Origin of the sequence: Rhizobium sp. Nf11,1, from assembly GCF_050587665.1 — a bacterium.
GTDB lineage: Bacteria > Pseudomonadota > Alphaproteobacteria > Rhizobiales > Rhizobiaceae > Rhizobium.
The window spans coordinates 1-25,989 of record NZ_JBOBHU010000010.1 but is presented as its reverse complement, the minus strand read 5'-3'; the positions used below and the strand labels follow the sequence as shown (position 1 = coordinate 25,989).

20 protein-coding genes and 1 pseudogene are annotated in these 25,989 nt (G+C 61.8%); 14 read left to right on the top strand and 7 right to left on the bottom strand.

Annotation, left to right across the window (positions count from 1 at the left end; genetic code table 11):
• Positions 1-170: 170 nt before the first annotated feature.
• Positions 171-1,610, top strand: a complete 1,440-nt coding sequence (locus ACQ7C1_RS16210; RefSeq protein WP_430959007.1) for an FAD-binding oxidoreductase — start codon at positions 171-173, stop codon at positions 1,608-1,610.
• A gap of 65 nt (positions 1,611-1,675) precedes the next feature.
• Here ACQ7C1_RS16210 and ACQ7C1_RS16205 read toward each other — a convergent pair whose 3' ends face one another.
• Both ACQ7C1_RS16205 and ACQ7C1_RS16200 read right to left on the bottom strand, forming a co-directional pair.
• Complete coding sequence (locus ACQ7C1_RS16205; RefSeq protein ID WP_285193857.1) at positions 1,676-2,425, bottom strand: histidine phosphatase family protein; 750 nt, start codon at positions 2,423-2,425, stop codon at positions 1,676-1,678.
• A 182-nt stretch (positions 2,426-2,607) separates the two neighbouring features.
• Positions 2,608-2,940 carry a hypothetical protein gene (locus ACQ7C1_RS16200; protein WP_085780089.1) on the bottom strand — a complete coding sequence of 111 codons (333 nt, stop codon included), beginning with the start codon at positions 2,938-2,940 and terminating at the stop codon, positions 2,608-2,610.
• A gap of 265 nt (positions 2,941-3,205) precedes the next feature.
• Between ACQ7C1_RS16200 and ACQ7C1_RS16195 the strand changes: the two genes are divergently transcribed.
• Both ACQ7C1_RS16195 and ACQ7C1_RS16190 read left to right on the top strand, forming a co-directional pair.
• Positions 3,206-4,018 (top strand): UDP-2,3-diacylglucosamine diphosphatase, encoded by an 813-nt coding sequence (locus tag ACQ7C1_RS16195; RefSeq protein WP_430959157.1) that lies wholly within the window; start codon positions 3,206-3,208, stop codon positions 4,016-4,018.
• Between the two features lie 165 nt (positions 4,019-4,183).
• Positions 4,184-5,401 carry an MFS transporter gene (locus ACQ7C1_RS16190; RefSeq protein WP_430959006.1) on the top strand — a complete coding sequence of 406 codons (1,218 nt, stop codon included), beginning with the start codon at positions 4,184-4,186 and terminating at the stop codon, positions 5,399-5,401.
• On the opposite strand, the gene dgcA is transcribed toward ACQ7C1_RS16190, so the two are convergent.
• Positions 5,353-6,336, bottom strand: a complete 984-nt coding sequence (dgcA, locus tag ACQ7C1_RS16185; protein ID WP_097599205.1) for an N-acetyl-D-Glu racemase DgcA — start codon at positions 6,334-6,336, stop codon at positions 5,353-5,355. The two genes, ACQ7C1_RS16190 and dgcA, sit on opposite strands and share 49 nt — an antisense overlap.
• A 97-nt stretch (positions 6,337-6,433) precedes the next feature.
• Here dgcA and ACQ7C1_RS16180 point away from each other — a divergent pair, with 97 nt between their 5' ends.
• The 5 genes from ACQ7C1_RS16180 to ACQ7C1_RS16160 all read left to right on the top strand — a co-directional run bounded on the left by ACQ7C1_RS16180 (position 6,434) and on the right by ACQ7C1_RS16160 (position 11,868).
• Positions 6,434-7,603, top strand: coding sequence for an MlaE family lipid ABC transporter permease subunit (locus tag ACQ7C1_RS16180; RefSeq protein WP_285193821.1), 1,170 nt, complete (start codon positions 6,434-6,436; stop codon positions 7,601-7,603).
• Position 7,604: 1 nt separating this feature from the next.
• A complete protein-coding gene (locus tag ACQ7C1_RS16175) occupies positions 7,605-8,450 on the top strand; it encodes an ABC transporter ATP-binding protein (RefSeq protein WP_085778360.1) in 846 nt (281 codons plus the stop codon).
• A gap of 8 nt (positions 8,451-8,458) precedes the next feature.
• Positions 8,459-9,829, top strand: a complete 1,371-nt coding sequence (locus ACQ7C1_RS16170; RefSeq protein WP_430959005.1) for an MlaD family protein — start codon at positions 8,459-8,461, stop codon at positions 9,827-9,829.
• A 25-nt stretch (positions 9,830-9,854) separates the two neighbouring features.
• Complete coding sequence (locus ACQ7C1_RS16165; RefSeq protein ID WP_085778358.1) at positions 9,855-10,466, top strand: ABC-type transport auxiliary lipoprotein family protein; 612 nt, start codon at positions 9,855-9,857, stop codon at positions 10,464-10,466.
• Positions 10,467-10,614: 148 nt separating this feature from the next.
• On the top strand, positions 10,615-11,868 hold the full coding sequence (locus ACQ7C1_RS16160; RefSeq protein WP_430959004.1) for a sensor domain-containing diguanylate cyclase: 1,254 nt from the start codon (positions 10,615-10,617) through the stop codon (positions 11,866-11,868).
• 36 nt (positions 11,869-11,904) lie between these two features.
• Here the strand turns inward: ACQ7C1_RS16160 and ACQ7C1_RS16155 are convergent, their stop codons facing one another.
• Positions 11,905-12,780, bottom strand: a complete 876-nt coding sequence (locus ACQ7C1_RS16155; RefSeq protein WP_430959003.1) for a D-alanyl-D-alanine carboxypeptidase family protein — start codon at positions 12,778-12,780, stop codon at positions 11,905-11,907.
• 369 nt (positions 12,781-13,149) lie between these two features.
• Here ACQ7C1_RS16155 and ACQ7C1_RS16150 point away from each other — a divergent pair.
• A pseudogene (locus tag ACQ7C1_RS16150) lies at positions 13,150-13,898 on the top strand (aminoacyl--tRNA ligase-related protein).
• Positions 13,899-13,979: 81 nt separating this feature from the next.
• Here the strand turns inward: ACQ7C1_RS16150 and ACQ7C1_RS16145 are convergent.
• Positions 13,980-14,540, bottom strand: a complete 561-nt coding sequence (locus ACQ7C1_RS16145; RefSeq protein ID WP_430959002.1) for a cysteine hydrolase family protein — start codon at positions 14,538-14,540, stop codon at positions 13,980-13,982.
• A 104-nt stretch (positions 14,541-14,644) separates the two neighbouring features.
• The gene (locus tag ACQ7C1_RS16140) at positions 14,645-21,751 is read right to left on the bottom strand and encodes a hypothetical protein (RefSeq protein ID WP_430959001.1); all 7,107 of its coding nucleotides are present in this window, start codon (positions 21,749-21,751) and stop codon (positions 14,645-14,647) included.
• A 463-nt stretch (positions 21,752-22,214) separates the two neighbouring features.
• Here ACQ7C1_RS16140 and ACQ7C1_RS16135 point away from each other — a divergent pair, with 463 nt between their 5' ends.
• Positions 22,215-22,598 (top strand): Hpt domain-containing protein, encoded by a 384-nt coding sequence (locus tag ACQ7C1_RS16135; protein ID WP_085778354.1) that lies wholly within the window; start codon positions 22,215-22,217, stop codon positions 22,596-22,598.
• Positions 22,599-22,804: 206 nt separating this feature from the next.
• The gene (locus ACQ7C1_RS16130) at positions 22,805-23,125 is read left to right on the top strand and encodes a 2Fe-2S iron-sulfur cluster-binding protein (protein WP_011425597.1); all 321 of its coding nucleotides are present in this window, start codon (positions 22,805-22,807) and stop codon (positions 23,123-23,125) included.
• Between the two features lie 350 nt (positions 23,126-23,475).
• On the opposite strand, the gene ACQ7C1_RS16125 is transcribed toward ACQ7C1_RS16130, so the two are convergent.
• Complete coding sequence (locus ACQ7C1_RS16125; RefSeq protein ID WP_183700216.1) at positions 23,476-24,102, bottom strand: DUF922 domain-containing Zn-dependent protease; 627 nt, start codon at positions 24,100-24,102, stop codon at positions 23,476-23,478.
• Between the two features lie 102 nt (positions 24,103-24,204).
• Here ACQ7C1_RS16125 and folP point away from each other — a divergent pair, with 102 nt between their 5' ends.
• From folP to folK, 3 genes are read left to right on the top strand one after another with little or no spacing between them, the layout of a single operon-like run.
• On the top strand, positions 24,205-25,074 hold the full coding sequence (gene folP, locus ACQ7C1_RS16120) for a dihydropteroate synthase (RefSeq protein WP_183700218.1): 870 nt from the start codon (positions 24,205-24,207) through the stop codon (positions 25,072-25,074).
• Positions 25,071-25,436: a dihydroneopterin aldolase gene (gene folB, locus ACQ7C1_RS16115; RefSeq protein WP_008525873.1), complete on the top strand. Its 366-nt coding sequence runs from the start codon at positions 25,071-25,073 to the stop codon at positions 25,434-25,436. Before folP ends, folB begins: the two co-directional genes overlap by 4 nt.
• Positions 25,429-25,947 (top strand): 2-amino-4-hydroxy-6-hydroxymethyldihydropteridine diphosphokinase, encoded by a 519-nt coding sequence (folK, locus tag ACQ7C1_RS16110; protein WP_430959156.1) that lies wholly within the window; start codon positions 25,429-25,431, stop codon positions 25,945-25,947. Before folB ends, folK begins: the two co-directional genes overlap by 8 nt.
• Positions 25,948-25,989 lie beyond the last annotated feature (42 nt).

The following is a 25,989-nucleotide window of genomic DNA, read 5'->3' as shown; positions in this document are numbered from 1 at the left end:
TGGAAATGAGGGATGGGAGAAGTTTTCGCGCGGGGCATGTCCCACGGAACCACGGGCCGGCCGAGTATCGGCATCGCCGGTACTAATCCTTTTGGAAACTTGTTTGATGCCGCCTGCAAGCGCAAAATGCCGCCGCGACGGTGCGGGGCGCCGGTCGCATGGAGGAAATCATGGACAATTTGAACCTCACGACCCTGCAACGGGGTCAGACGATGGTTAATGACGTGGCCATGGATGCGTTTGCCGCCGGTTTTCGCGGCAGTCTCCTGACCAGCAAAGACATGAATTACGGTGAGGCGCGGGCGATCTGGAATGCGATGATCGATCGCCGGCCGGGTCTGATTGCGCGCTGTGCAGGGGCGGCTGATGTCGTGCGCGCGGTGCGCCTTGCACGCGACAACAATCTGCTGGTTTCGGTGCGCGGCGGCGGGCACGGCATTGCCGGCAACGCGGTCTGCGAGGGCGGCGTCGTCATTGATCTGTCGCCGATGAAATCGGTGCGGGTCGATCCCGAGACGCGCCGCGCCAGGATCGAGCCGGGCGCGACGCTCGGCGACGTCGACAAGGAAACGCTGGCATTCGGACTGGTACTGCCAACCGGCATTAATTCCACGACCGGCATAGCCGGCCTGACGCTCGGCGGTGGTTTCGGCTGGCTCACGCGGAAATTCGGGCTGACCCTCGACAATCTGATTTCGGTCGATGTGGTGACGGCCAACGGCGAACTGGTGAAGGCGAGCGAGACGGAGCGGCCGGACCTGTTCTGGGCGCTGCGCGGCGGCGGCGGCAATTTCGGCGTCGTGACCTCCTTCGAATTCCAGCTCAACCCGCTCCAGCCCGAAGTTTTCGCCGGACTGGTCGTGCATCCCTTCGCCGATGCGGAAAACGTTCTCAGGGAATATCGCGAGGCGCTGGAAACAGCACCCGACGAGCTGACTTGCTGGGTGGTGATGCGCCAGGCGCCGCCGCTGCCGTTCCTGCCGGCCGAATGGCACGGAAAGGAGATATTGGTGCTCGCCATGTGCTATTGCGGGGACATGGCGGCGGGCGAAAAGGCGGCAGCGAGATTGCGCGGAATCGGAAAGCCGATCGCCGACATTGTCGGCCCGATGCCGTTCATCGGCTGGCAGCAGGCATTCGACCCGCTTCTAACGCCCGGCGCCCGTAACTATTGGAAGAGCCAGGATTTCGCCTCCCTTTCCGATGCGGCGATCGAGGTTCTCATCAATGCCGTGCGGAAGCTGCCAGGGCCGGAATGCGAAATATTCGTCGGCCATGTCGGCGGCGCCGCCGGCCGCGTGCCGACCGAAGCCACGGCATTTCCACAGCGCAGTTCGCATTTCGTCATGAATGTCCATGCACGCTGGCGGGAAACCGAGATGGACGGAAACTGCATCGGCTGGGCGCGCGAACTTTTCGAGGCAACCAAGCCGCATGCTGTGGGCACTGCCTACATCAACTTCATGCCTGAGGACGAGACCGACCGGGTCGAAATGGCCTACGGGGCTAATTATGCGCGCCTTTCGGAAATCAAGCTGCGCTACGATCCGAACAATTTGTTCCGGATGAATCAGAATGTGAAGCCGATGGCGGCGGTGCGAGCTGCTTGAATAGATGCAGCGTAGAAGACCCCGCCCCAAACCGCTCCCCACAAGGGTCCCTTGTGGGGAGCGGTTTACCCACCACGCTTCGGCGTCATCGTCACGTCAGCGCCATAGGCATCGCGCAGCTTGTTCTCCTGTCCCGGCTGCCGGTCGGCGGCCTGGTGCAGCGGTATCGTGTCGTAGCCCTGCAAACGCGTTCCCTCGATCAGCGTAACGTCGGAATTCCCAGGATTGTCGGAGCGCTCGAACCAGTCGACGGAGTGGTGCAGGAAATTCATTTCGACCGCCCGGTTGGTGACCCCGTGGCCGACGATCGCGACGTTGTGGTCGCCGTTTTCGGCCTCGCGCATGACGGTCTGAAGGAAGAGACGCACCCGCTGCGCCACGTCCGCCCGGCTTTCGCCGTCCGGCGGCCGCGCATAGAACTTGCCGCTATTGTTGCGCAGCCTCGCCCATTTTTCGAACTCCTCGGGGAATTTCTGCTTCTGCTCGGCACGGTCGTAGATTTCGGTGAAGAGGCCGAAATCCTGCTCGCGCAGAAGATAATCTTCCCTGACATCGCCGACGAAGTTTTCCGGCAGCGCTTCGAGCAGCGCATCCTTGCTCTGGCGCGTGCGCAGAAACGGCGAATACCAGATATGCAGCTTCTGGAATCCCTGGCTCGGCAGCCCTTTGAGGTACGAAGCGATGACAGCGCCTGCCTCAGCCGCCTGGCGATAGCCCCATTCAGTCAGCGGCACATTATGATCGCCGAATTGGCGGTAGGCCTGTTCGTTGATGTTGCCGAGGGATTCGCCGTGGCGAACGAGAAAGAGACGCATCGGCCATCCCGCTTTGTCGGACATGGAATCGTTGTCATCATGAACGCGCTCGATCGGCAGGGCAATATTGCCGGCCGAAAAGGGGCGTAGCGTCTGGTCGCCGCTTGCCCCCAATCCGCTTGGCCCGTCGATCTTGTTCACTCGGTTCCAAATCGAGGAGCGAGAGAGCGTCTTCCGGGCTATCAGCGGCCCTGGAAGATCTTGATGAGCTTTGGCGTAAACCGGTGAGCCTTGATGTCGAGCAGATCCTGATACGTAGCGCGACCGGAGATCGCGGCCGTCAGATATCGCTGGCAGGCGATCCTCGGAGCGTCATTGTCGGAGACGTTTGTCACGATCCCCGCGGCGCGCCGCGCATTTGCATCGAAATCCTTTGTGCACACTTTGACGAACTCGTTTCTCGCTCTCGCGCTGCCTTGCAGCAGCGTTACCGTCGCATCATAGTCCTGCTGCGTCGGTGCACAGCCGGCAAGCAGTGCCATAGAAATCATTATTGTCGCGGTTCGGGCGCGCATCATCAATATCCCCAGGTTACGCCTTGATCGGCAGCTGCTGTTAATTTGATTCTCGGCATGCGGGAAAGATCCAGGACCTCGCGGCGAGAAATTATGAATCGGATTTCCGATATCGCTATTGCGGGCTTCGATGGGATCTGCGTTTACCACCAGACGGAACGGCGGGTTTGCAGGGCTTTTCCCCAGCTTGTCATCTTCCTGAAACACGAGTCTGGTTTTGGAAGGCTAGATGAAAGATGGGGCACGAGCACTGTTCGTGACAGACATGATGGAACCCAGACATTTCCGCACGCTCTTCATTTCCGATGTGCATCTCGGCTCGAAGGCCGCGAAGGCTGATTTCCTGCTGGATTTCCTGCGCTACCACGAAGCCGATACGATCGTGCTCGTCGGCGACATCGTCGACGGCTGGCGCCTGAAGCGCAGCTGGTACTGGCCACAGGTCTGCAACGACGTCGTCCAGAAACTGCTGCGCAAGGCGCGCAAGGGCACGCGCGTCGTCTACATCCCCGGCAATCACGACGAATTCCTGCGCGACTTCCCGGGCATGCATTTCGGCGGCATCGAGGTCGTCGAGCGCATGCTGCATGACGGCGCGGACGGCAAGAAATACCTGATCCTGCACGGCGACGAGTTCGACGTCGTTGTCCGCAACGCCCGCCTGCTCGCCTATCTCGGTGACTGGGCCTATGATACGGCAATCCGCATCAACATCCTGCTCGCCGCCGTACGCCGTCGCCTTGGCATGCCATATTGGTCGTTTTCCGCCTGGGCGAAGCTGCAGGTCAAGCATGCGGTCAATTTCATCGGCGAGTTCGAACGCGTCGTGGCTGAAGAGGCGCGCAAGAGCGGAGCCGACGGGGTGATCTGCGGCCACATCCACCACGCCGTCATCCAGGAGATGGACGGCATCCGCTACATCAACACTGGCGACTGGGTGGAAAGCTGCACAGCGGTTGCAGAGCATGAGGACGGCACGTTCGAACTGATCACCTGGCGAGCGCTTGCTAGCGCAGTGCCGGCGCTTACCGCAGTCGAGCGTCTCGAAGAGGCGGAACTCGCCGCGCAGGCAGCGTGAATTTACAGCCGTCGCAGTCGCGGCGGCTCGCCAGCAATTTAGCCGTTACCGCGAGGTAACAGGCCCAATTTATTTTCTAAAACGTTTCCGGACGGCTATTTCTCGCAATGGTCGCGCCCCAGGGTGGTGTGTTAGGACAACATCTAGTTTCCTTCAGGTCCACCGATGATTCCCGCTCAACATTCTCCGGGTGAGGGAGCGCCGCCGCGCTTCCGGCTGCTCAGCGCGCTGTCCTATTGCGCGCCGCTGCTCGTCAATGGCGTCGTGCTGCCATTTTTCCCGGTTTGGCTGCAAACCCATAGTTTCAGTGACCGTGAAATCGGCATTATTCTCGCCATACCGATGGTGGTTCGAGTCCTGGTAGCACCTGTCGTCGCCATGATGGCCGACCGCATGAAGGAGCGCGCCACCGTGCTGCTCTGGTCGGGTGGCCTGTCGCTGCTGACGGCGATCGCGCTTTACTGGACGACCAGCTTTTGGCCGGTGACAATCGTCTTCGCGCTGCAGGGCGCCACCTTTGCGCCCTATGTGCCCGTGGTCGAATCGATCGTCATTTCAGGCGTGCGCCGCTGGGGGCTCGATTATGGGTCGATGCGCGTATGGGGCTCAATCGCCTTCATCGTCTCGACGCTCCTCGGCGGTCAGCTGATCGGCCGGGGGGGCGGCGGCATGGTGCTCGTCGTCATGGTGTTCGGCTTCACGATGACGGTGGCGATGGCGATCTTCTGTCCGCGGATCGGGCCCACACGGCGGCGCGGCCAGCCGATCGACCTGCCGGCCGCCACCGGCACCGGGTTGCGCGAACCACATTTGCTGCTGCTCCTGATCGGAGTTGCCATCCAGCAGTCGAGCCACGCGGTGCTCAATGCTTTTTCCTCGATTTATTGGCATCAGCTCGGCTTTTCCGGCACCGAGGTCGGCTTGCTCTGGAGCGCCGGCGTTGCTTCGGAGGTGACGGTGTTCTTTCTATCGAAGCGTCTCAATCGGCGCTTCAATGCCTGGACATTGATCCGCTTCGGCTGCGCCATCAGCGTCTGCCGCTGGATCCTGTTTCCCATGAATGCCGGCTTTGCCGGCTTCTTCCTGCTGCAATGTTTCCACGGCTTCACCTATGCCTTCGTGCATACCGGCGTGCAGCGGAGAATCGTGGCGACGGTGCAGGAAACGCAGGAGGCCTCGGCGCAGGGCGCCTATTTCTTCTATGTCGGCATGGCGATGGGGTTGATGACCATCGCTTCGGGCTACCTCTACGCCTGGCTCGGCCTTGTCAGCTATTACGTCATGGCGCTCGTCGCGCTTTCCGGCCTCGGGCTGGTCATCTCAGCCTACTATCTTCAGCCCCAGAGGGTGCTTTCCGGCGGAAAGACCAGGGAAGCGGCGTAGCGCAGGCCGGGTTGGCGGTCGCGGGCAAGCAGCAGCGGGCCGTCGAGATCGACGAAATCGGCATCCTGCGCGAGCAGCACGGCTGGCGCCATCGCAAGCGAAGTGCCGACCATGCAACCGATCATGATCGAAAAGCCGAGCCTCTCCGCTTCGGCCTTCATCGCCAAGGCCTCGGTGAGGCCGCCTGTCTTGTCGAGCTTGATATTGATCGCATCATAACGGTCGGCAAGGCTTGCGAGGTCTCCGGTGTGATGCACACTCTCGTCGGCGCAGACGAGCAGCGGGCGGCGGATTTCGGCAAGCAGCGCATCGCGGCCTGCCGGCAACGGTTGCTCGACGAGGGCAACGCCCGCCTCCGCGGCGATCTGCAGATGACGTTCCAGCACCGCCTCCGGCCAGCCCTCATTGGCGTCGAGAATGATCGCAGCATCGGGTGCGGCCGCGCGGACTGCGCGGATGCGGCTTTCATCGTCACCGGTTCCCACCTTGACCTTGAGCAGAGCGCGACCGGCATGTTCGCGCGCCTGCGCGGCCATCATTTCCGGCTCGCCGAGCGAGATGGTGTAGGCTGTCGTGAGCGGTTTGAGCGCCGTGAGGCCGAGGCGGGCGGCGACCGTTTGGCCCGTCCGTTTTGCTTCGAGATCCCAGAGAGCGCAATCCACGGCGTTGCGTGCGGCACCCGGCGGCATCGCCGACAAGAGGTCGTCGCGCGAAATGCCGGATTCGATCAGCGGGCGCGCTGCCTCGATCTGGGCCAAGACGCTCTCCATGGTCTCGCCGTAGCGGCGGTAGGGCACGCATTCGCCGTGCCCTTGCGCGCCTTCTTCCGTGACTTCGCAGCTAATGACCTCGGCCTTAGTCTTTGCGCCGCGCGAGATGGTGAAGGTCCCGGCAATCGGAAAGGAATTCATCTGGATATCGAGGGTGCGCGGCATTATTGCTATCCTGCGAGCATGGAAATTGGACGTTGCTTCTGTATATTGACGCGCCGGCGGCGATCCGCTTCGCGAGTCGGCAATGTCGCCGTAAGCCTTGAAAGACACAAGTATCTTGAACGCCGAGAATCGCAACGCCGCCTCACTGCAAGTGGACGACCGGCCAGATGGTTCGGGGCAGCATGTTCGTCTCAGCGGCAATTGGCGCAGCGCCTATGTGCATCTTGTGCTGCGCGACTTCGAAAAGCTTCGGCGAGAGAAGACCGGCAATCTGACGCTCGACCTCTCTGATATATCGGAGATCGATACCGCCGGCATCTGGCTTCTTTGCCGGCTAAAGAAGGAGGAGGAAGCAGCCGGGCGCACGGTGCGCTTCGTCGGCACCAATCCGCATATCGATGAAATGCTGGAGATGTTTTCCGAGGAACCGGCCAAACCGGAGCCGGAACAGAAGGAGAAGGTCTCGCTTGCCGCGCGCATCTTGGCGCCGATCGGCAAGATGACTTACGATATCTGGGATAATCTTGCTGCCTCGATGTATATCCTGGGTTCGGCGGTGCGCGGCGCTCAGATGAAGCTCGGCCGCGGCAGCGGCGTCTCGCCGGCCTCCATCGTCAACCAGATCGATCATATGGGGGTTCGCGCCGTTCCGATCATCCTGCTGATGTCGTTTCTCATCGGCGCGATCATCGCCCAGCAGGGCGCTTTCCAGCTGCGTTATTTCGGGGCGGAGGTTTTCGTCGTCGATCTGGTCGGCATTCTGCAGCTGCGCGAAATCGGCGTGCTGCTGACTTCGATCATGATCGCCGGGCGCTCCGGCAGCGCGATCACGGCTGAAATCGGCTCGATGAAGATGCGCGAGGAAATCGACGCGCTGAAGGTGATGGGGCTGAACCCGATCGGCGTATTGATCTTCCCGCGGCTGGTGGCGCTGACCATCGCGCTGCCGCTTTTGACGGTATTGGCGAATTTCGCTTCGCTGGCGGGGGCTGCGGTCGTCGCCTGGGGCTATTCCGGTATCACCTTCGCCAATTTCCTGGCGCGACTGCACGAGGCGATTACGCTGTCGACCGTGCTGTCGGGCATGATCAAGGCGCCATTCATGGCGCTCGTCATCGGCATCGTCGCCGCCGTCGAAGGGCTGAAGGTCGGTGGCAGTGCGGAGTCGCTCGGCCAGCACGTGACGGCCTCGGTGGTAAAGGCGATTTTCGTCGTCATCCTGATGGACGGGCTTTTTGCGATGTTCTATGCAGCAATCAACTTCTAGTATGGCGGGCAGGGTGGACGAGCAGCCGATCGAAAGCGAAGGACGGGGCAGGGATGTCGTGCTTTCGGCGCGCGACGTCACCGTCGCCTTTGGCTCCAAGGTGGTGCTCGACAAACTGAATCTCGATATCTATCGCGGTGAGATCCTCGGCTTCGTCGGTGCTTCGGGCACCGGCAAATCGGTGCTGATGCGAACGGTGCTGCGGCTGCTGCCGCGCCGCTCCGGCACGATCAAGATCCTGGGCCAGGACTTCGACGAGCTCAACGAGCCGCAGCGCAACGCGCTCGACATGCGGCTCGGCGTGCTCTTCCAGCAGGGCGCATTGTTTTCGTCGCTGACTGTCAAGGAAAACATCCAGGTGCCGATGCGCGAATATCTCGATCTGCCGCACTCGCTAATGGATGAGCTGGCGCATCTGAAGATTCGCATGGTGGGCCTCGCGGCCGATGCCGCCGACAAATACCCGTCCGAACTCTCAGGGGGCATGATCAAGCGCGCAGCTCTTGCCCGCGCGCTGGCGCTCGATCCGGAGCTCGTCTTCCTGGACGAGCCGACCTCCGGTCTCGACCCTATCGGTGCAGCCGAATTCGACGAACTGATCGCCAACCTGCGCGATAGTCTCGGACTGACCGTCTATATGGTGACGCACGATCTCGACAGCCTGTTTTCGGTTTGTGACCGTATTGCCGTGCTCGGAAAGAAGCGAGTAATGGTGGAAGGCACGATCGACGACATGCTGGCCTATGACGATCCGTGGGTGCAGGCCTATTTTAGAGGTAAGCGAGCACGGTCGATCGTGCCGCAGGACAATGGCGCGCGGCACGGCAACGGCAGCGGCGGGAAGTGACCGGATAGATGGAAACCAAAGCCAATTATACGATTGTCGGTTTTTTCACGGTGTTGGTGATCGCGGCCGCCTTCGGCTTCGTCTACTGGATGGCCGAATATGGCCGTGGCGGCCCGATGACGGAGCTGATCGTACGTATTCCCGGCTCGGCGAACGGACTCAGCGTCGGCTCGCCGGTACGCTTCAACGGCATCCAGGTGGGCTCGGTGCAGACGCTGTCGATCGATGCCGACGATCCGCAATATTCGCTGGCCTTCACCCAGGTGCGCACAGACGCACCGATCTACCCCTCCACCAAGGCCGCGCTTGAAATTCAGGGCCTGACGGGCGCCGCCTATATCGAACTGTCGGGCGGCCGCAAGGGTGAGGAGAGTATCCTTAAACATGCGATCGAAAACGGCAAACGCGCCGTTATCGTCGCCGACCAGTCGAGCGTCACCAATCTCCTGGCGACCGCCGATAAGATCCTTGATCGCGCCAATGACGCGGTTGGCGAACTTCAGGGTTTCATCGAAGATTCGCGTGCTCCGCTGACCCAGACGTTCAAGAATGCCGAAACCTTCTCGGATGCGCTGGCCAAGAATTCCGGCAATATCGACGCCTTCCTGCAGAGCGTCGGTGAGCTCTCCAACACGGTGAAGGCGGTTTCCGGGCGTGTCGATTCGACGCTTCAGGCCGTGGAATCACTGGTCAGGGCCGTCGACGCGCAGAAGGTCGACAATATCGTCTCCAATGCCGAGAAGATCACCGCCAATGTGGCCGATGCCTCAGGCGATCTCAAGGGCGCGATCAGGAAGTTCGACGAGACGGCCACCACCTTCAACGATTTCGGCAAGCAGGCGCAGGCAACGCTCGACCGCGTCGATACGCTCGTTGCCCAGATCGACGCGGCGAAGATCAAGGGTTCGGTCGACGATATTTCGCAAGCCACAAAGGATGCGCGTGCGGCAGTTGCCTCGATCCGCGACGTCGCCAATACGGTTTCGTTGCGCCAGAAAGATATCGACCAGACGATCCAGGACGTGTCGCAGCTTGCCAATAAGCTGAATTCGGCTTCGACACGCATCGACGGCATTCTCATCAAGGTCGATGCGCTGCTTGGAACCGACAACACGCAATCGCTGTTCGCCGAGGCGCGCGATACGCTGGAATCCTTCAAGAAGGTGGCCGATAATCTGAACTCGCGAATCGGTCCGATCGCCGATAATCTTCAGAAATTCTCGAGCGGCGGCTTGCGCGACGTGCAGACCCTCATCAACGACATGCGCGGAACCGTGAGCAATCTCAACGATACGATCAGCAACTTCGACCGCAATCCGCAACGCCTGATCTTTGGCGGGGACACGGTCAAACAGTACGACGGCCGGACGCGGCGTTAACAGGGAAAGTCAGGGGTAGCCCAGTATGGTCGCATCGCATCTGTTGTCGCGCCGTTCGTGGATCAGGGGAACGGCGATCGCGCTGCCGCTGACTGCGTTGATCCTGTCGGGCTGTGGCACTTCAGCCAAGAACGATACCTATGATCTCTCTGCGGCCGTCGATGGCGATGGACCTGCTGCCAAATCCCGCCAGATCCTGATTGCCGGGCCGACGGCACTCAGATCGCTCGACAGCGATCAGATCGTTATCCGCGTCTCGCCGTCGGAAATCCAGTATCTGTCGCGGGCGCAGTGGGGCGACAAGCTGCCGCGCATCGTGCAATCGAAACTGGTCGAGGCCTTCGAGAATTCGGGAAAGCTCGGCGGCGTCGGCATGCCGGGGCAGGGGCTGGCGATCGATTACCAGATCGTCACCGATATCCGCGCATTCGAAATCGACGCCTCGAGCGGCAACCAGGCGGTGGTCGAAATCTCCGCCAAGATTCTCAACGACCGAAACGGCTCGGTACGCGCCCAGAAGGTGTTCCGCGCCATGACGCCGGCCGGCGGCGACAACGTCGGCTTCGTCAAGGGTCTCGACCGCGCCTTTTCGACGGTGGTGTCGGAGATCGTCGGCTGGACGCTGCGCGCAATCTGAGATTGCGTTTTCGCAGGTGCAGCTTGGAAATCATAGGTTGCCGATACGGAAAAAATATTGGCGCTACGAGGTTGAGGCGTTCAGCCTATTAAATTTATTCATGAATTTGTGGAAAGCGTCGTGTTAGCGCTGTCAGGAGGCATGCTGCATGGTGGTCGCACGAGTATTCGGAAAGTCGTCATCTGAAGCGGTTCAGCGAGAAAAGGAACGGCTGGCAGCGTTGCAGCAACTCGATCTGCTCGACACGCCCAAGGACGAAGGCTTCGAGCGAATCGTCCGCCTTATACAGCAGGTATTTTCCGTCGACATCGGCATCGTGTCACTGATCGATGCGCACCGGCAATGGTACAAGGCCTGTTCCGGCATGTCGGGCGACGAGGTCTCGCTCGAAGACACATTCTGCCGCTACGTGGTGGACTGTGACGAGCCTGTCATCGTTCCTGATGCCAGCAAGGATCTGCGCTTTGCAACGCATCCTGCGGTCACCGGCGCGGACCATATCCGCTTTTATGCCGGTGTTCCGCTCAGAACGAAGGCCGGCCACATGATTGGAACCGTGTGCGCCATCGATCGCCGGCCCAGATCGTTCGGCAGCAAAGATCTTTGTATTCTCGAGGAATTGGCGGGAGCAGCGATGGACCGCCTCGAACTCATGCAGTCCGCCGCTACCGACAGCCTGACCGAGGCCATGACGCGGCGAGCTTTCAAGCAGGAAGCCGATCAGCTGATTTCCCTCGCCCTGCGGCATCAGCATGACCTGTCCTGCATCGTTTTCGACATCGATCATTTCAAGAAGGTGAACGATGGGTACGGGCATGCCGCAGGTGACGCGGTTCTCAAGTCGGTCGCATCGATCTGCAGGGCGACCCTTCGCGCCGGTGATTTGTTCGGCCGTATCGGGGGCGAGGAATTTGCCGTCGTTCTGCCGCATGTCGATCGGGAGAGAGCGGCCGCCGTCGCCGAAAAACTCAGAACCGCCATCGCCTCGCAGGTCATTTTCGGCGATCACGGCTCGCTGACCGTCACGGCAAGCCTCGGAACTTCGGCGCTATCTATCGTCAGCAGAGACATCGAAACACTGCTCGCTCAAGCGGATGCGGCGATGTATCAGGCAAAACAGGGCGGGCGCAATCGCTGCGTCTCATGGAGTTCTATTCACGCCGATCACGCCATTGGCGCGCGGCGGCGCGTGCTGAAGGCAGGTTCGATCCTATTTAACGACCGGCGCTCGACTATCGACTGCACCGTCAAATCGATCGGCGCGGAGAGCGCAGGCATTTCGGTTTCGAATACGGCGGGCATCCCCTCGGAATTCACTCTTGCCATCAAGGGCGAAGGTTTCGAAACCAATTGCCGCGTGATCGCGCAAGACCGGCAAAACCTGGAAGTGGCTTTTCGGTAGCAAAACGTGTCGCCATCCTTCAACGTCGCATGCCGGTTACTTCGTCGGCTGCGCATCCGTCATCGTCGCTGCAGGCTGGCTGCCTGGCGTGGTGGAGGCGGTGGCGGTGGGCGATGACGGCAGCGTGCTGTCGAGGAGGCTCGCCATCTTGTCGTCGCGCAGGCTTGCAGTCTTTTCACCCATGACGACGCCGACGACGCGGCGGCCATCTTTCAGCGCCGAGGTCACGACATTGTAGCCTGAGGCATCGGTATAGCCCGTTTTGATGCCATCGACGCCGTCATAGCGGTACATCAGGTTGTTGTGGCCGCGCAGTTTCATGCCCCGGAACTTAAAGCCGCGCATGGAGAAGAGCTTGAACTCCTCGGGGAAGTCCCGCATCAGCGAGACGCCCAGGGTCGCCATATCACGCGCCGTGGTGACCTGCTCCGGATCAGGCAGGCCCGAAGGGTTCTTGAAAACCGTGTCGTTCATGCCGAGTTGGTGCGCCTTGTCGGTCATCGTTCTGGCGAAGGTCTGTTCGGAGCCGCTGAGATGTTCGGCGATCGCCACGGCAGAATCGTTGGCGGACAATACCACGATGCTTTCGACAGCTTCACGCAGCGTCACCTGGCGGCCGGCGCCAATAGCGAGTTTGAAGGGTTCCTTGCTCTCGGCATTTTCCGACATGGTGAGCTTCTGGTCCCAGCTGAGACGTCCCTCGTGCAGCGCCTCAAAGGCGAGATAAAGCGTCATCATCTTGGTCAGCGACGCGGGATAGTTGAGATCGTCCTGGTTAGAGGCTTCAAGGACCTGACCGGATTGCGCATCAATCACAAAGCTTGCCTGACCGGCCTCAGCCGGAATGAAAGCGCCCATCAGCAGGGTGGACGAAAACGCGATGGCAAGAAGCCGGGATGTCGTCGTGGTCATCGGTATTGCTGTCTCTTTCGTTACGCGGCCGAGGAACCGTTGGCTTTAAACGCAAGCGGATCGAAAAAGTTTGTGACGGAATGAAGGAAGGCGGGCAATAAAAAAGGCCTGTCCACAGATGATACCTTTTGTCTCGGCCCCTGCGGTTTTGACAATCGCGCGCATGGCACGTAGAAATCCGTCATGAGCATTAAGCGCGCGCCGTTCTCCCATCATGACCGCACCTGCCTGCAGGTCGCGATCGCGCGCGCCATTGGCGGACGAGGTCTCCGCGTCCTGCTGTGACGTCCGGGCGCCACATGCGTCCGGCGCGCCGCCGGACGTAAAGCCCTTCACCACGTCAACAGGGTTGCCAGGGAGACAGGCACCATGCTCAATATTTATCACGTCAATTCGCTCGTCCATTGGGAGGAGCGCGAGATCAATCTTCGCGATCATATGATCGGCTTCTTCTCGCAGGAAGTCCGCAACTTTCTCAGATCGGTCAATCCGGCCTGGGATATGCGAAGGGTCGAGGCGCCGGCGCTGATGCCGCGGCCGCTGGTTTCAAGTGCCTATTCGAACGCCGACATCTGGGTACAGGAGCAACTCGGGGCTGGCGATGCTGTGCTGGTACTGAGGCCGGAGACCACGCCTTCGACCTATGTCTACATGCAGCACATGCTCGGAAACCATTCGAAGACGCGGTTGCCTCTCTGCGTCTGGCAGGCCGGCAGGTCGTATCGCCGCGAGCAGGAGCAGCCGACGAAACACATGCGACTGAAGGAATTCTGGCAGCTCGAATGTCAATGCGCCTTCACCGCCGACAGCGGCAACGACTATCACGCGGCCTGCCTCGAACCGGTCCGCCGCATGATCGCCTCGCTGATCCATCTGCCGACGCGGGTCGTGCCCTCCGACCGGCTGCCGGCCTATTCAGAGGTGACGATGGATATCGAGGTCGATAATGGCGACAAGTGGATGGAGGTCTGCTCGATCTCGCGTCGTACCGACTTTCCGCACCGTTACCGGTCGCAGCCTGGGAAGGAGCGGCCGTCGATCACAACGTCCTCGTGCTCGAAATCGCCATCGGCCTCGACCGCTGCGTCTACAACTGGGGCATAGCGGCCGAGGCGTGAGGGGCGGAAAACCGGGACCGCATGGCAATCCCGGTTTTCGCTGCAGTTGTTCAGAAGATATAAGCGGTGGTTGCCGGAGCCTTATGAAAAGGTAATGTCGCCGGCAGAGCGGACGTTCACACCCGCCTTGCCGGCATCGAAACCATCAAGCGTTTCATTGTGGTGAGCGATGATCGCGGAGAAGGTGAGGGTCGCCGTGTCACCGGTTGTGTGGCCGTCGGCAACCAGGGTCACGTCATAGCCGAGCGAAACGGCCCGCCTGACGGTCGTGTCGACGCAGAATTGCGACATGCAGCCGCCGACTATGAGGTGTGTAATTGAACGTTCTTGCAAGCGGTCGGCAAGATCGGTCCCGAAGAAGGAGTCGGCGCTTTTCTTGCGCACGACGATCTCACCTTTTTGCGGCGCAATCTCCCGGCGCAGCGCCCATCCCGGCGTGCCCACGGCCAATCGATGACCGCTGTCGCCATCATGCTGCACTAGCACGACCGGCACGCCGGCCTGTCGCGCTTTTTCCTTGAGCAACGCCAGCCGAGCAACGGTCTCATCAAGTGCGGAATCGACCTCGGCCTGGCGCTCCGGCGTTGCCTTTCCGGAGAGAATTGCATTCTGTACGTCGATAATTAGGAGGGCCTTGGTCATCTTGTTCGCGGTTCCAGGCTGGGGAGAAGATCATACCCCCGGCATCAGTGAAAGCCGCCTGACACATGTTCAGGCGGCTTCATTTCCACGATATCGGCCAGACTCTATCTCAGCCTGCCCGCTGCGTGGGCGAGCATGGTGTAAACCTTGCCCGTATCCGACGTCAGATAGGACTGTGTGACTGTCTGGTTCGGGTCGGTTCGGGCGACGTCGGCGAGCAGCTTTTCGAAATCGCCGATATAGCGGTCGACGGCGGTGCGGAATTCCGGTTCGCGGTCGTATTTGCGCTTGATCTCGTCGAAGGTCTGCTGGCCCTTCAGCGTGTAGAGGCGTCGGGTGAAGACGTCGCGCTCGCCGCGCTGGTAGCGGCGCCAGAGATCGACCGAGGCATCGTGATCGATGGCGCGGGCGATATCGACGGAGAGAGAATTCAGCGATTCCACGACATGGCGCGGATTGCGGCTGTCGTTGCTGCGTGCGGCCGGTGCGGCGGTTTCCGCCGAGCGGGCGGGAGCACGGGCAGGCGCTTGGTCGGCGGCCTCTTCACGGGATGCGCCCCGCAGAAGATCGCTAATCCAGCCACCGCTTTCCCGGGCCGGTTCCTGGCGGCCCAATTCCTGGCGAGTGGGGGCTGGCTGCTGCGCGGCCCGCTGAGGAGCGGCGGCCGAAGCGGGCGGCGTAATCGTTCCGCGCAGACCTGCCGCTTCGATCGGCGCAGGCGCTGCCGGCCGCGGCGGCTGGGCTGCGATCGGCTGAGCCGGGCGCGGAGCCGGCTGCGCCTGGGCAAGCGAGCGGGCGGCGGGTTCGGAGATTTCGAGCTGCTGGCTGGAGCGGCCGACAAGCTGCGAGATATCCTGCAGGGCCTTGATCTGTTCGGCGACGGCGCGGCGCATGGCCGAGGCGCTTTCCTTGGCTTCCTCGGGCAGGTCGAAGGCGCCGCGCTTCAGTTCGGCGCGGGTGGCGTCGAGCTCGTTGCGGATGTCGGCAGCGGAGCGGCGGATGTCCTCGGTAGCGCCGGAGAAGCGGCCGACGGCATCTTCAATCGCCTCGCGCAGCGATTCCCGCATGTGCTGGGCAGCACCGTCGGAGGCGCGGCCGGCTTCGCCGAGCATGCGCTCGACTTCCGACAAGGAGGCGGTGAGGCCGCCGCGAATGCGATTGGAGAGATCGCCGGAACGGCGTTCGACATTGGCGAAGGTGCTGTCGATCGTCGTATTGGCCTCATCGCCGGCGCGGGTGATCGCCTCGCGCATCGTCTCGGCGGCCTCCTGAGCGCGCTTCTCGGTCTCCGTCAGAACGCGGCCAATATCGGCGAAGGAAGATTGTACGCCCTGGCGCAGGTTGCCGGTGACCTGGTTGGAGCGTTGCTCGGCCCGCTCGAACACGGTTTCGATCATGTCGCCGAGGCCGCGCATGGTCTTTTGGATCTCATCGGAGCGCTGGACCAGGCTGACGGATAGGGCCTGCAGCGCGCCTTCACGCTCCTCGAGCGTCGAGGCAAGGTTGGACTGGGCGGCACCCAGAAGCTGCGAGGCCTGGGTCAGAACCTTGGAATGTTCGTCGAAGCGGCCGATGATGCTGCCGACCTGGGCCAGCGTCTGGCCAGAGATGTCGGAGAGGCGGTCGACCTTGCCTTCGAGAAGCCTGGTCGATGCGTTGACCATTTCGGCCGCCTTGGTGGCGGAGTCGGCAAAGCGGGTCGTGGTTTCGCCGAGACGCCCGTCGACGCTCGTCAACTGTTCGGCGGCGCGGTTCATCATCATCGCCATCGCCGCGCTGCTTTCCGACATGCGCTGAACCAGGCCGTTGACGTTGCCGACCAGGCTATTCTCGATGGCGCTGACGGCGTTGGCGACATTCTCGGTGCGGGCGGCAACGGCGCTGGCGAGCGCTTCGTTCTCGGCGCGCAGACGGTCGGCGCTGAGATTGGCTGCGGCGGTAATGCGGGCAGCCGCCTGCTCGCCGGCATCGGTGTAGCGATCGATGATCGGGCGGGCGGTTTCGTCAAGGATGCGGGTCAATTCGACAGAGCGGCCTGACAGCATCGAATTGAGGTCGCGGGTGCGTTCCTCAAGCGTCGAGCGGATCGAGTTGCCGCGCGCTTCAAGCGCCCGGTCGACGTCGGAGAGAGAGGTGTCGATCTCGCGGGCGCGCTCCTCGAGATTGGAGCGGATGGCGCTGCTGCGCGCTTCGAGCGCCCGCTCGACGTCCGCCATGGTGGCGGAAATCTCGCTGCCGGCCCCCGACAGCGTCGTGCGGATGGCATTGCCGCGCGCCTCGAGAGACTGGCCGGCGTCCGACAGGGCCCTGGAAATGGCATTGACCTGCGTGCCGACAACGGTCTCTGCCTCGGCGACCTTGTTGACGATGGCATTGCCGGCTTCCGAGAAGGTCTGGGCGACGGCAGCGGCCTGGGTTGCCAGGCGGTTCTGAGCTTCGGCAACCCGCGTGACGATCTGCGAAGAGCGTTCATCCATGGTGCGGGTGAATTCCTCGCTTTTCGCACTGAGATCCTCGGCGAACTGCTGGCCGGTCTTGCCGAGCAGTTCCGTCGTTCTCGTCGCTTCGCCTTCCATTCCCTGGGCTGCTTCGGCCACCGCGCTGCGCAGCGTCGAGGCGAGGCCGGCGGCCTTGCCCTCGATGGTGCGGTTGACGGCGTCGAGGCCGACGGTCAACGCGCGATCCATAGTGGAGAGGCGTTCCTCGATGCGTGCGTTGCCGCGGTCCAGGGTTTCGCCGAGACTTGCCGTGCGACCCTCGATGGCGCCTGCAAGCGTGGTCGTGCGGCTGTCCAACGTCTCGGCGAGATTGGCGGTGCGGCTGTCGATTGCCTGTGTAAGATTGGAAGCGCTGCCTTCGAGCGTCGCCGAGATGCGTCGGGTGGCGTCGTCACCGAGCGCGCCGAGGCGGGAAATGCCGTCGGCAAGCACGCCGGAGAGCTGGCTGCTGGCGGCTTCGACCTTTTCGGCAACGCCGCCGACGCCGTCGCGGATGCGGGTCTCGATCGCCGTAAGGCCGGCCTCCATACGAGAACCGGTTTCTTCAAGACGTCCCGCAAGGTTCTCAACCGACTGGTCGAGATGGGCGGAAAGGTCTTGGGCGGAGCTCGAAATCGTGTTCGCCGCCTCCTGGAAGCGGCCGGCGATCTGGCCGGCGCCGGCGCGCATGCGATCTTCCAATGTCTGGGCGCCGGCATCGATCGCCTGGCGGATCGAGGCTTCACGGTCTTCCAGCGACATTTCGAGCATGCTGACGCTCGTCGCCACCGAAGTGCCGATGCTGGTCGCCTGTTCAGTGAGCGTATCGCTGATCTGCGCATGCGCCTGGCTCAGCGACAGCTCGATGGCATTGCCGCGATCCTCAAGCGTCGTGCGGATGCGCTCATGGGCGGAAGCGAGCCCGCCTTCGATGCGCGCCGCGGCCTCCTCGGCCAGGCTCCCGAGCCGCGCATGGGCATCGCTGAGGCGGCCTTCGATGCGGCCGGTCAAGCCGCCGACGAGATCTTCAAAGCGAGCACCGCCCGCATCGAGAACCCCCGAAATCACCGCACTGTGCTCGGAGAGCGCGGATTCAAGCCGCCGCTGATTATCGGCATAGGCGTTATGGATGGCGTCCGTCTTGTCGGCAAAGGCGCCGGCGACGCGGGCCTCGGCGCTGGTGACAGCCTCCATGATTGCATTGCTGCGGGCTTCGAGGGCGCTGTCGAATCGGCTCTGGTTGTCATCGAGCGAAATAGCGAGCGCCATGGTCTTTTCGTCGAGCGCATCGGTGAGCCGATCATGGCTTGCCGTTACGGCACCGACGAGCGCGGCTGCGCGGTGTCCCAGGGCTTCCTCGATGCGGATCTGCCCTTCGCTTAGCGAGGCGGCCAGCGCGCTGGCCTTCTGGTCGAGCACACCATTCAGGCGTTCATGTGTGCCGGAGACCGCATTGTTGATCGCATCGGCGCCGGATGTCAGCGTCTCCTCGAGACGGCTCTGGCTCTCGTTCAGCGAAATGGCAAGGGCCATCGCCCGATCGTCGAGCGTCTCGGACAGGCGGTCATGGGTGGCGGAAACTGCGTTGAGGAAGGATTCCGAGCGGCTCTCCAGCGTGTCCTGCAGACGGCTCTGGCCTTCGTTCAAGGAGGCGGTAAGTGCCGAAGCCTTCTCCTCGAGGGTCGCGGCGATACGCTCATGCGTACCGGAGACGGCCTTGAGGAAAGCCTCGGAACGGGATTCCAGCGTGTCTTCGATCCGCGTCTGATTCTCGTTGAGAGAGATTGCGAGCGCCATCGCCTTCTCGTCCAGCGTTTCCGACAGGCGGTCATGCGTGCCTGAAACGGCATTCAGCAGCGCCGCCGACCGGGTCTGCAGCGTGTCCTCGATGCGAGCCTGGCCTTCGGTCAGCGAGATGGCAAGCGCCATCGCCTTTTCATCGAGGGTCTCCGAGAGACGCTCATGAGTGCCGGATACGGCATTCAGCAGGGCAGCGGAGCGGGTTTCGAGCGTATCTTCGATGCGTGCCTGAGTTTCGTTCAGCGAGTTGGCAAAAGCTGCCGCCTTACCTTGCAGCGTTTCGGCAAACCGGTCATGCGTGCCGGAGACGGCGTTCAACAGGCCTGCGGAACCATTTTCGAGCGTTTCCTCGATGCGGGCCTGGCTCTCGTTCAAGGAAATAGCAAGCGCCATCGCCTTTTCATCAAGGGTCTCGGCAAGCCGGTCGCTCGTGCCCGACACGCTGTTCAACAAGGCTTCGGCGCGGGTTCCGAGCGCGTCCTCGATGCGGGCATGGCGCTCGTCAAGCGAGGTCGTCAGGGCCGCAGCCTTGGTATCCAATGTTTCCGACAGCCGATCATGCGTGCCTGAGACGGCGTTGAGGAAGGCTGCGGAACGGGTCTCCAGCGTGTCTTCGATGCGGCTCTGGCTCTCGTTCAAAGAGATGGCGAGCGCCATTGCCTTTTCGTCGAGCGTTTCGGAGAGGCGGTCATGCGTGCCGGAAACGGCGTTAAGCAGCGCCTCGGAGCGGGTTTCGAGCGTATCCTCAATGCGGGCCTGGCTCTCGTTCAAAGAGATGGCGAGCGCCATCGCCTTTTCGTCGAGCGTTTCCGCAAGACGGTCATGGGTGCCGGAAACCGCGTTGATAATGGCGTCGGAGCGGGTCGTCAGCGCTTCCTCGAAGCGGCCGTGATGGGTTGTCAACGCATCGATCAGCGCTCCGCCGCGCTCCGCCATGACGCTGTCGATACGCTCATGGGCTGTGCCAACCGCGTCCCGGATTTCTGCTGCGCGCGCTGTCAATACGCTGGTGAGTTCCTCGGCGCGGCCGCCGAAGGCCGTCGTGACCTGCTCGGTGCCGGCGGCAACGGCGGCGGTCAAGTCGGCAGTGGTCGTGCGCAGCGTATCGCGGAATTCGGCTGAGCGGGCCTGAAGATTGTTGTGCAGGTCGGAGGTACCGGATGCCAGCGCCAGCGCGATGTCCGAGGTGGCGCTCTGCAGCGCCGAGGTCAGCTCGCCGGTGCGGCTGGTGAGTGCGGTGGTGATTTCTTCGGTGCGGCTATTGAGCGTGCTCTCCAGCACTTCATGGCCGGTTGCGAGCGCCGTCGCAAGCGCCAGCGACTGGTCGGTCATCGACGAGCCGAGCCGGTCGATACTGGAGCTCAAAATGCCCTCGATCGAATCCGAACCGCCGGTCAGCGTTTCGTTGATGCGGGCAAGGCTCTCCATCAGCTTGGTGTCGAGCGACCCGGTGCGCTTGTCGAAAGCGCTGGTGAATTCGGCAACACGCTCATCGAAGGCGGTCGACAGCTGGGCAACGGTCGTCTGCAGGCGCTCTTCGAAGAAGCCGGAGCGCAGATCAAGATCCATGACGGCGTCATCGGCGGTACTCTGCAGGCTCTGGCGGAAGCTTGCGCCCTTCTCATCGAGCGCGCTGTTCAGCTTCGAGAGCACGTCGTCGAGCGTGCCGCTGATGGTGCGTTCGCCCGATGTCAGGCTCTCGTTGATCTCGCGGGTGCGGGCGATCAGGATTTCATTGAGCTGATGCGTGCGCTCGTTTAGCGCCGCGTTCAGCTTCTCGGTGCTGCTGTCCATGGTCGACGCGCGCGTCTCGAACTGGCTGAGCAGTTTTTCGCCGTGTTCATTGAGGTTGACGGAGAGCGCCTCGAGGCGGTTGTCGAATTCGGTGGCGAGCGCAAAACCGGAGGCGTTGAGGGTCTGGAGCAGGCTGTCGGTCTTGGCGGCGAGCAGGCTGCCCATCGACTGCAGGGCGCTGTCCGATTTTTCCAGGATCGTCGCCGCGCGCGTGTCGATCAGCGAGGCGAAGGCTTCGCCCGACGTGGCGAGCCGCACGGCGATCTCTTCGGTCGCCAGCGACAGTTCTTCCTTCAGCTGGTCGTGGACGCTGCCGATCGAGGTGCGGATGCGGTCGGCATGGTTGACGATCGCCTCCCGCTCCGAACCGAGTTCATGGACGAGGCCGCGCACGCGCAACTCGTTGTCCGCATAGGAGCGTTCCAGCGCGTTGACCTCGGAATGGACCAGCGTTTCCAGCTCGGAAGCGCGCGCGATGGTGCGCTCGATGCCTTCGTTCATGGCCGAGACCTCGCGACGCACCGCCTGGCCAACGGTCATGATGCGTTCGGAGGCAATGGTTTCCGGCTCCGCCAGGCGCAATGCCACCTCTGCCATGGAGCGGGCGGCGTTGCGCATGTCCTGAGCGCGGGAGATCATGATGGCGAAAGCATAGAACATCATCACCGGAATGATGATGCCGACGAGGCCGGCAATAACGCCGGGCAGGGCAACCAGATCGGCGATCGAGCGGATCTGCCAGATCTGCGGCGTATAAATCAGCGACATCAGGCCGAGGCCCGCCATGACCCAAAGCACGGAAAACAAGGTAGCGGTGCGCACTGCCGAGCGGCTGGAGGCGCCGTCGAAGGATTTTAGGATCGAGGCGGGCGTATTGCGGCTGGCATCATTGGCGGGCGCGAAGGCCGGCGCTCGGGAAGCCTGCTCGGCCCCGGCGCCGCGGCGGTTGCGGCGCTGCGCTTCTTCCTGGGCCTGCTGATTGCGCGCATTCGATGGATCAGACACATTTCCCTCCGGCGCCTGAGGCGCGTCGCCGCGGCGAGACGGCACGTTATCCTTGCCGAAGTCGATCTGGAGCGCCTCGTCCAACGCCTTGAACGCCTTGTCCTCGATCGACTCATTGTATTTGTTATTCGCCATTCGATTACGCCTCGTTACTGTCGGCCGGCCCGGTAGCGCATCCCCGGTTTCCGCCTGCCCGGGAACAACTTTGCCGTTACGGCTCTCCATCCCAATCGCGGACGGATAAGCATGTCATTTCAGAGTAGATAGCCGCTTTTTCAAACGGAAGGTATCAAAACACTACCATTATCCACTCACTCGGCAAAGGCGCGTACCATAAACCCGCTCCACCAGTATCGTAGTGACACATCTGGGCTCAGCACACAATTAATGAAGGCTTGCGATTCATGACTTGTTAACTTGTTGTTAACACCTTTGAATCCGAAGCCCTGCTTAAAAACCAATAATTTAGGGATGTTTAACGGATGTTAACCATACGGTGAGATTTCGGTGCCCGATGTGCCGGAATTTAACGCGATGGCCACCCTCCTGACGCAGAACTGTAGCAAGTGCGGACGATGTGAGACGGGAGACGTGGCAAATGGCAGGCCAGCTGGCAGCATTGAAAATCGTATTCGAGGCGCCTGATAATGGACAAGGGCCGTGTCCCTCGAAGGTACGGCCGATCGATCTCGTCCATCTCGCGAAACAGACAATGGGCGACAAGTCTCTGGAAATCGAAGTCCTTCAGATGTTTGCGCGCCAAGCGCGGGCGTGCCTCCAGGATATGGCGAGCGGCGAAACCGTGCGTGTCGGCGCGGCTGCGCACCGGCTGAAAGGTGCGGCGAGTTCGGTCGGCGCATTCCGCGTTTCGCAGACGGCTGAGGTCGTCGAGGAAACCGGCGGCGATGCCGGCGCAATGGCGGCGCTCGGCGCTGCCGTCCTCGACGCCGAGAATTTCATTCTCAAGCTCTGCCGCGGCTGACCTCCAACTCTTCTTTCATTGATCGAACGGAGCCCGTTGTTTCATTGCGGAACCACGGGTCTTTTTGCGACGTCCCAGATGACGCTTTGAAGACGGCGGTCGAAGGCCCGATCTGCGAGGTTAGGGCGGATTTCCGAATGTTGACTGACGCGTCGATTTGTCGGAAGAAACTCCGCCCACCCATTTGAAGACCGGAAATAGTCCTGATGCCCAAACTTACCATCGTCGCCTTCGACGGTACGCGCTTCGACCTCGACGTCGACCAAGGCTCCACCGTGATGGAGAATGCCGTGCGCAACTCGGTGCCCGGCATCGAGGCAGAGTGCGGCGGTGCTTGCGCCTGCGCCACCTGTCACGTCTATGTTGACGAGGAATGGACGGAGAAGGTCGGCCAGCCGGAAGCGATGGAAGAGGATATGCTCGACTTCGCCTTCGACGTACGCCCGACCTCGCGGCTCTCCTGCCAGATCCGGATGAAGGCGGCCTATGACGGGCTTGTCGTGCACGTGCCCGAACGCCAGGCCTGAGATATCGCTGCCAGCACATTGTCCCGAAAATCGGAGTCCGATCTTCGAGGCGAATATCCGCCAATCATAACCACAAAAAAGACGCCTCGCGCGCTGGTGCGAGCGAGGCGAGGCGGGCGCATTACCAACGGATGAGGGAGGAACATCCGCGGCTTCGGAACGCGCCAGGAGAACCCAGCGAGGAAAGTCCAGATGCCGTACCTGAACTTTCGAATGTGTTCATATTAACGCGTTCCGGTTGAGTCTGCCAGGATGAAAAATGACCATTAAAACGCTGGGGAAGGCGTAAGTTTCGCACAAGTTTCGCTGCGCAGCTAAGTTTTTCTGCTCGTCACCAGCTCGAAAAAGCCTTATTTTCCGCCGGCTCGACCGTTGATTCGATTTTTCAGCAATCTCAGCATGCGCTTCTGGAAGTTGACCGCCTCAACCCGATCGAATCGCGCCTGCAGCCGATCGTGCTCCTCTATGCCGCGAGTTGATTCGTTGGAGACGAGCTCCTGCATGGCCTCGCAACTGCGCTGCTGCGGCAATGCGCGGATGGCGCGCTCCATGGCGCGGGCCTGATCTCTGGCGATCTCGGCATGACGCTCCTCGTGGCGCTTGATGTCACTCGACAATGCGTCCCATATCATCGACAGCTCCTTGCTGGCGCCTCTGCGGCTTTTCCAGCGCGGCAGGATGATCTGGGTATGAACCGTGACCTTGACATTGCCGACGCGGCATCGGCCGTCATCCTGGATATAGGTGGCCTCGCCGCCGAAGCGAATCTTGGTGGCGCCGGGATGGCGTGCCGACGAACCGCTCGCCGTCGGGCCGCGGCGGCTGAGTTCCCGGTCTAGCTCATCGGCGGTTTTGCCGCGGATGTCGAAATAGGAATAACTTTTCGATGCGATCACTTCAGCTGCCGCTGGACTGCTAAGGGAAAGAGCAATGGAAAAGGCGACAGGAAGGCACATATAACGCATTGCAAGCGGCATTCTGAACGCAACCCATGTTGAAATCGGCAGGAGCTTGGGGCATAGCCACCGTAAGCGCAATATCGGATGGCGGCTTTTTTCGTCATCAATAGGACAAGTCTGGTGACAGGGCTCGAAGGCAGTTTCTGGCGTGTCGGCCATGGCCGGGAAATCGAACTCGGCCGTCGTTCGGCGATCATGGCGATCATCAATGTGACGCCGGACTCCTTCTCCGACGGCGGACGTTTTGAAACCCTCGATGCCGCCGTCGAACACGCATTGCAGGCGGTCAGCGACGGTGCTGCGATCGTCGATATCGGTGGCGAATCGACTCGGCCGGGTGCGGCGTCGGTCAGCCCTTCGGAAGAGCAGGCGCGGGTGTTGCCCGTGATCGAGACGCTGCGCGGTCGTACCGAGGCGCTGATCTCGATCGATACGTACCGTGCCGAGACGGCGCGGCTGGCGGTCGGCGCCGGCGCCCATATTGTCAACGACGTCTTCGGACTGCAGAAAGATGCAGGTATCGCGGATGTGGCCGCGGCCACCGGGGCGGGGCTCTGCATCATGCATACCGGCCGCGACAGGGTCAAACTTGCCGATGTGATTGCCGACCAAGCGTATTTCCTCGAACGGTCGCTGGCGATCGCCGCCGCGGCCGGAGTTACCAGCGACCGGATCGTGCTCGATCCGGGATTCGGCTTCGCCAAGGAGACGGCGGAGGAAAACCTGGAGCTGATGGCGCGGTTTTCCGAACTGTCGCGCTTCGGTCTGCCGCTGCTTGCCGGCACGTCACGCAAGCGCTTCCTCGGCGCGGTGACGGGGCGCGAGGCGCCGGAGAGGGATGCAGCGACGGCCGCATCAAGCGCGCTGCTCAGGCTTCAAGGGGCTGCGGTTTTCCGGGTGCACAATGTCGCAATCAACAGGGATGCGCTTGCTATCGCCGATGCTATGCTCAATGCGCGCCAGGAATTCGAGAGGAAGCGGCCGACATGACCACCTACACGATCACGCTGCAGAACTGCGCCTTCTTCGCGCGCCACGGCGTGCATGACGAGGAGGAATTCCTCGGTCAGCGCTTCTTCGTCGATGCCGAGCTCGATGTCGTCGCGGGCGAGGCGCTGGAAAGCGATTCGATCAACGACACCGTCAATTACGGCATTGCCTTTACGGTGATCGAGGAGATCGTCACCGGCAAGCGACGCTATCTCATCGAGGCCCTGGCGCTCGATATCGCCAAGGGCCTCTGTCAGACGTTCCCGCAGGTGCGGCGGGCGAAGATCACAGTGCGCAAGCCCAATGCGCCGGTGCCCGGGGTGCTCGATTTCGTGCAGGTGAGTGTTGAGCATTTTGCCTGAGGCTGCATCGCAGTCGGCCACACTCGGCCTCGGTGGCAATATCGGCGATCCGGTAAAGGCGATGGCCACGGCGCTGCAGAGACTGGACGGGCGCGACGACTGTCGTGTCACCGCCGTGTCGCGGCTCTATCGCACGCCGCCGTGGGGTAAAACGGACCAATCGTTCTTCTTCAATGCCTGCGCTGCGGTCGAAACCCGGCTCCCTCCTGAGGCGTTGCTCGATGTTTGCCTGTCGATCGAGCGCGAGATGAAACGCGAGCGTATCGAGCGATGGGGACCGCGTACGCTCGATATCGACGTGCTGACCTATGGCAATGTCGTCCAGCAGGCGCCGCGGCTGGAGTTGCCGCATCCCCGTATGACCGACCGCGGTTTCGTCCTGATGCCGCTTGCTGATATCGCCCCAGGACTTCTCGTCAGGGGCCGGCCGGTCAGCGATTGGCTGCTCGAGGCCGACGCGACCGGCATCGAGGTCGCCGATGACAGCGGCGACTGGTGGCGGAGCGCCTGAAGCACGGATCCTAAAACGCGATACGGCGGGGAAACCCGCCGC

Excerpts from the sequence above, each read along its gene's own strand:
- ACQ7C1_RS16210 (WP_430959007.1), top strand. The coding sequence starts at position 171 with ATGGACAATTTGAACCTCACGACCCTGCAACGGGGTCAGACGATGGTT.
- ACQ7C1_RS16205 (WP_285193857.1), bottom strand. The coding sequence starts at position 2,425 with ATGCGTCTCTTTCTCGTTCGCCACGGCGAATCCCTCGGCAACATCAAC.
- ACQ7C1_RS16200 (WP_085780089.1), bottom strand. The coding sequence starts at position 2,940 with ATGCGCGCCCGAACCGCGACAATAATGATTTCTATGGCACTGCTTGCC.
- ACQ7C1_RS16195 (WP_430959157.1), top strand. The coding sequence starts at position 3,206 with ATGATGGAACCCAGACATTTCCGCACGCTCTTCATTTCCGATGTGCAT.
- ACQ7C1_RS16190 (WP_430959006.1), top strand. The coding sequence starts at position 4,184 with ATGATTCCCGCTCAACATTCTCCGGGTGAGGGAGCGCCGCCGCGCTTC.
- dgcA (WP_097599205.1), bottom strand. The coding sequence starts at position 6,336 with ATGCCGCGCACCCTCGATATCCAGATGAATTCCTTTCCGATTGCCGGG.
- ACQ7C1_RS16175 (WP_085778360.1), top strand. The coding sequence starts at position 7,605 with ATGGCGGGCAGGGTGGACGAGCAGCCGATCGAAAGCGAAGGACGGGGC.
- ACQ7C1_RS16170 (WP_430959005.1), top strand. The coding sequence starts at position 8,459 with ATGGAAACCAAAGCCAATTATACGATTGTCGGTTTTTTCACGGTGTTG.
- ACQ7C1_RS16165 (WP_085778358.1), top strand. The coding sequence starts at position 9,855 with ATGGTCGCATCGCATCTGTTGTCGCGCCGTTCGTGGATCAGGGGAACG.
- ACQ7C1_RS16160 (WP_430959004.1), top strand. The coding sequence starts at position 10,615 with ATGGTGGTCGCACGAGTATTCGGAAAGTCGTCATCTGAAGCGGTTCAG.
- ACQ7C1_RS16155 (WP_430959003.1), bottom strand. The coding sequence starts at position 12,780 with ATGACCACGACGACATCCCGGCTTCTTGCCATCGCGTTTTCGTCCACC.
- ACQ7C1_RS16145 (WP_430959002.1), bottom strand. The coding sequence starts at position 14,540 with ATGACCAAGGCCCTCCTAATTATCGACGTACAGAATGCAATTCTCTCC.
- ACQ7C1_RS16140 (WP_430959001.1), bottom strand. The coding sequence starts at position 21,751 with ATGGCGAATAACAAATACAATGAGTCGATCGAGGACAAGGCGTTCAAG.
- ACQ7C1_RS16135 (WP_085778354.1), top strand. The coding sequence starts at position 22,215 with ATGGCAGGCCAGCTGGCAGCATTGAAAATCGTATTCGAGGCGCCTGAT.
- ACQ7C1_RS16130 (WP_011425597.1), top strand. The coding sequence starts at position 22,805 with ATGCCCAAACTTACCATCGTCGCCTTCGACGGTACGCGCTTCGACCTC.
- ACQ7C1_RS16125 (WP_183700216.1), bottom strand. The coding sequence starts at position 24,102 with ATGCCGCTTGCAATGCGTTATATGTGCCTTCCTGTCGCCTTTTCCATT.
- folB (WP_008525873.1), top strand. The coding sequence starts at position 25,071 with ATGACCACCTACACGATCACGCTGCAGAACTGCGCCTTCTTCGCGCGC.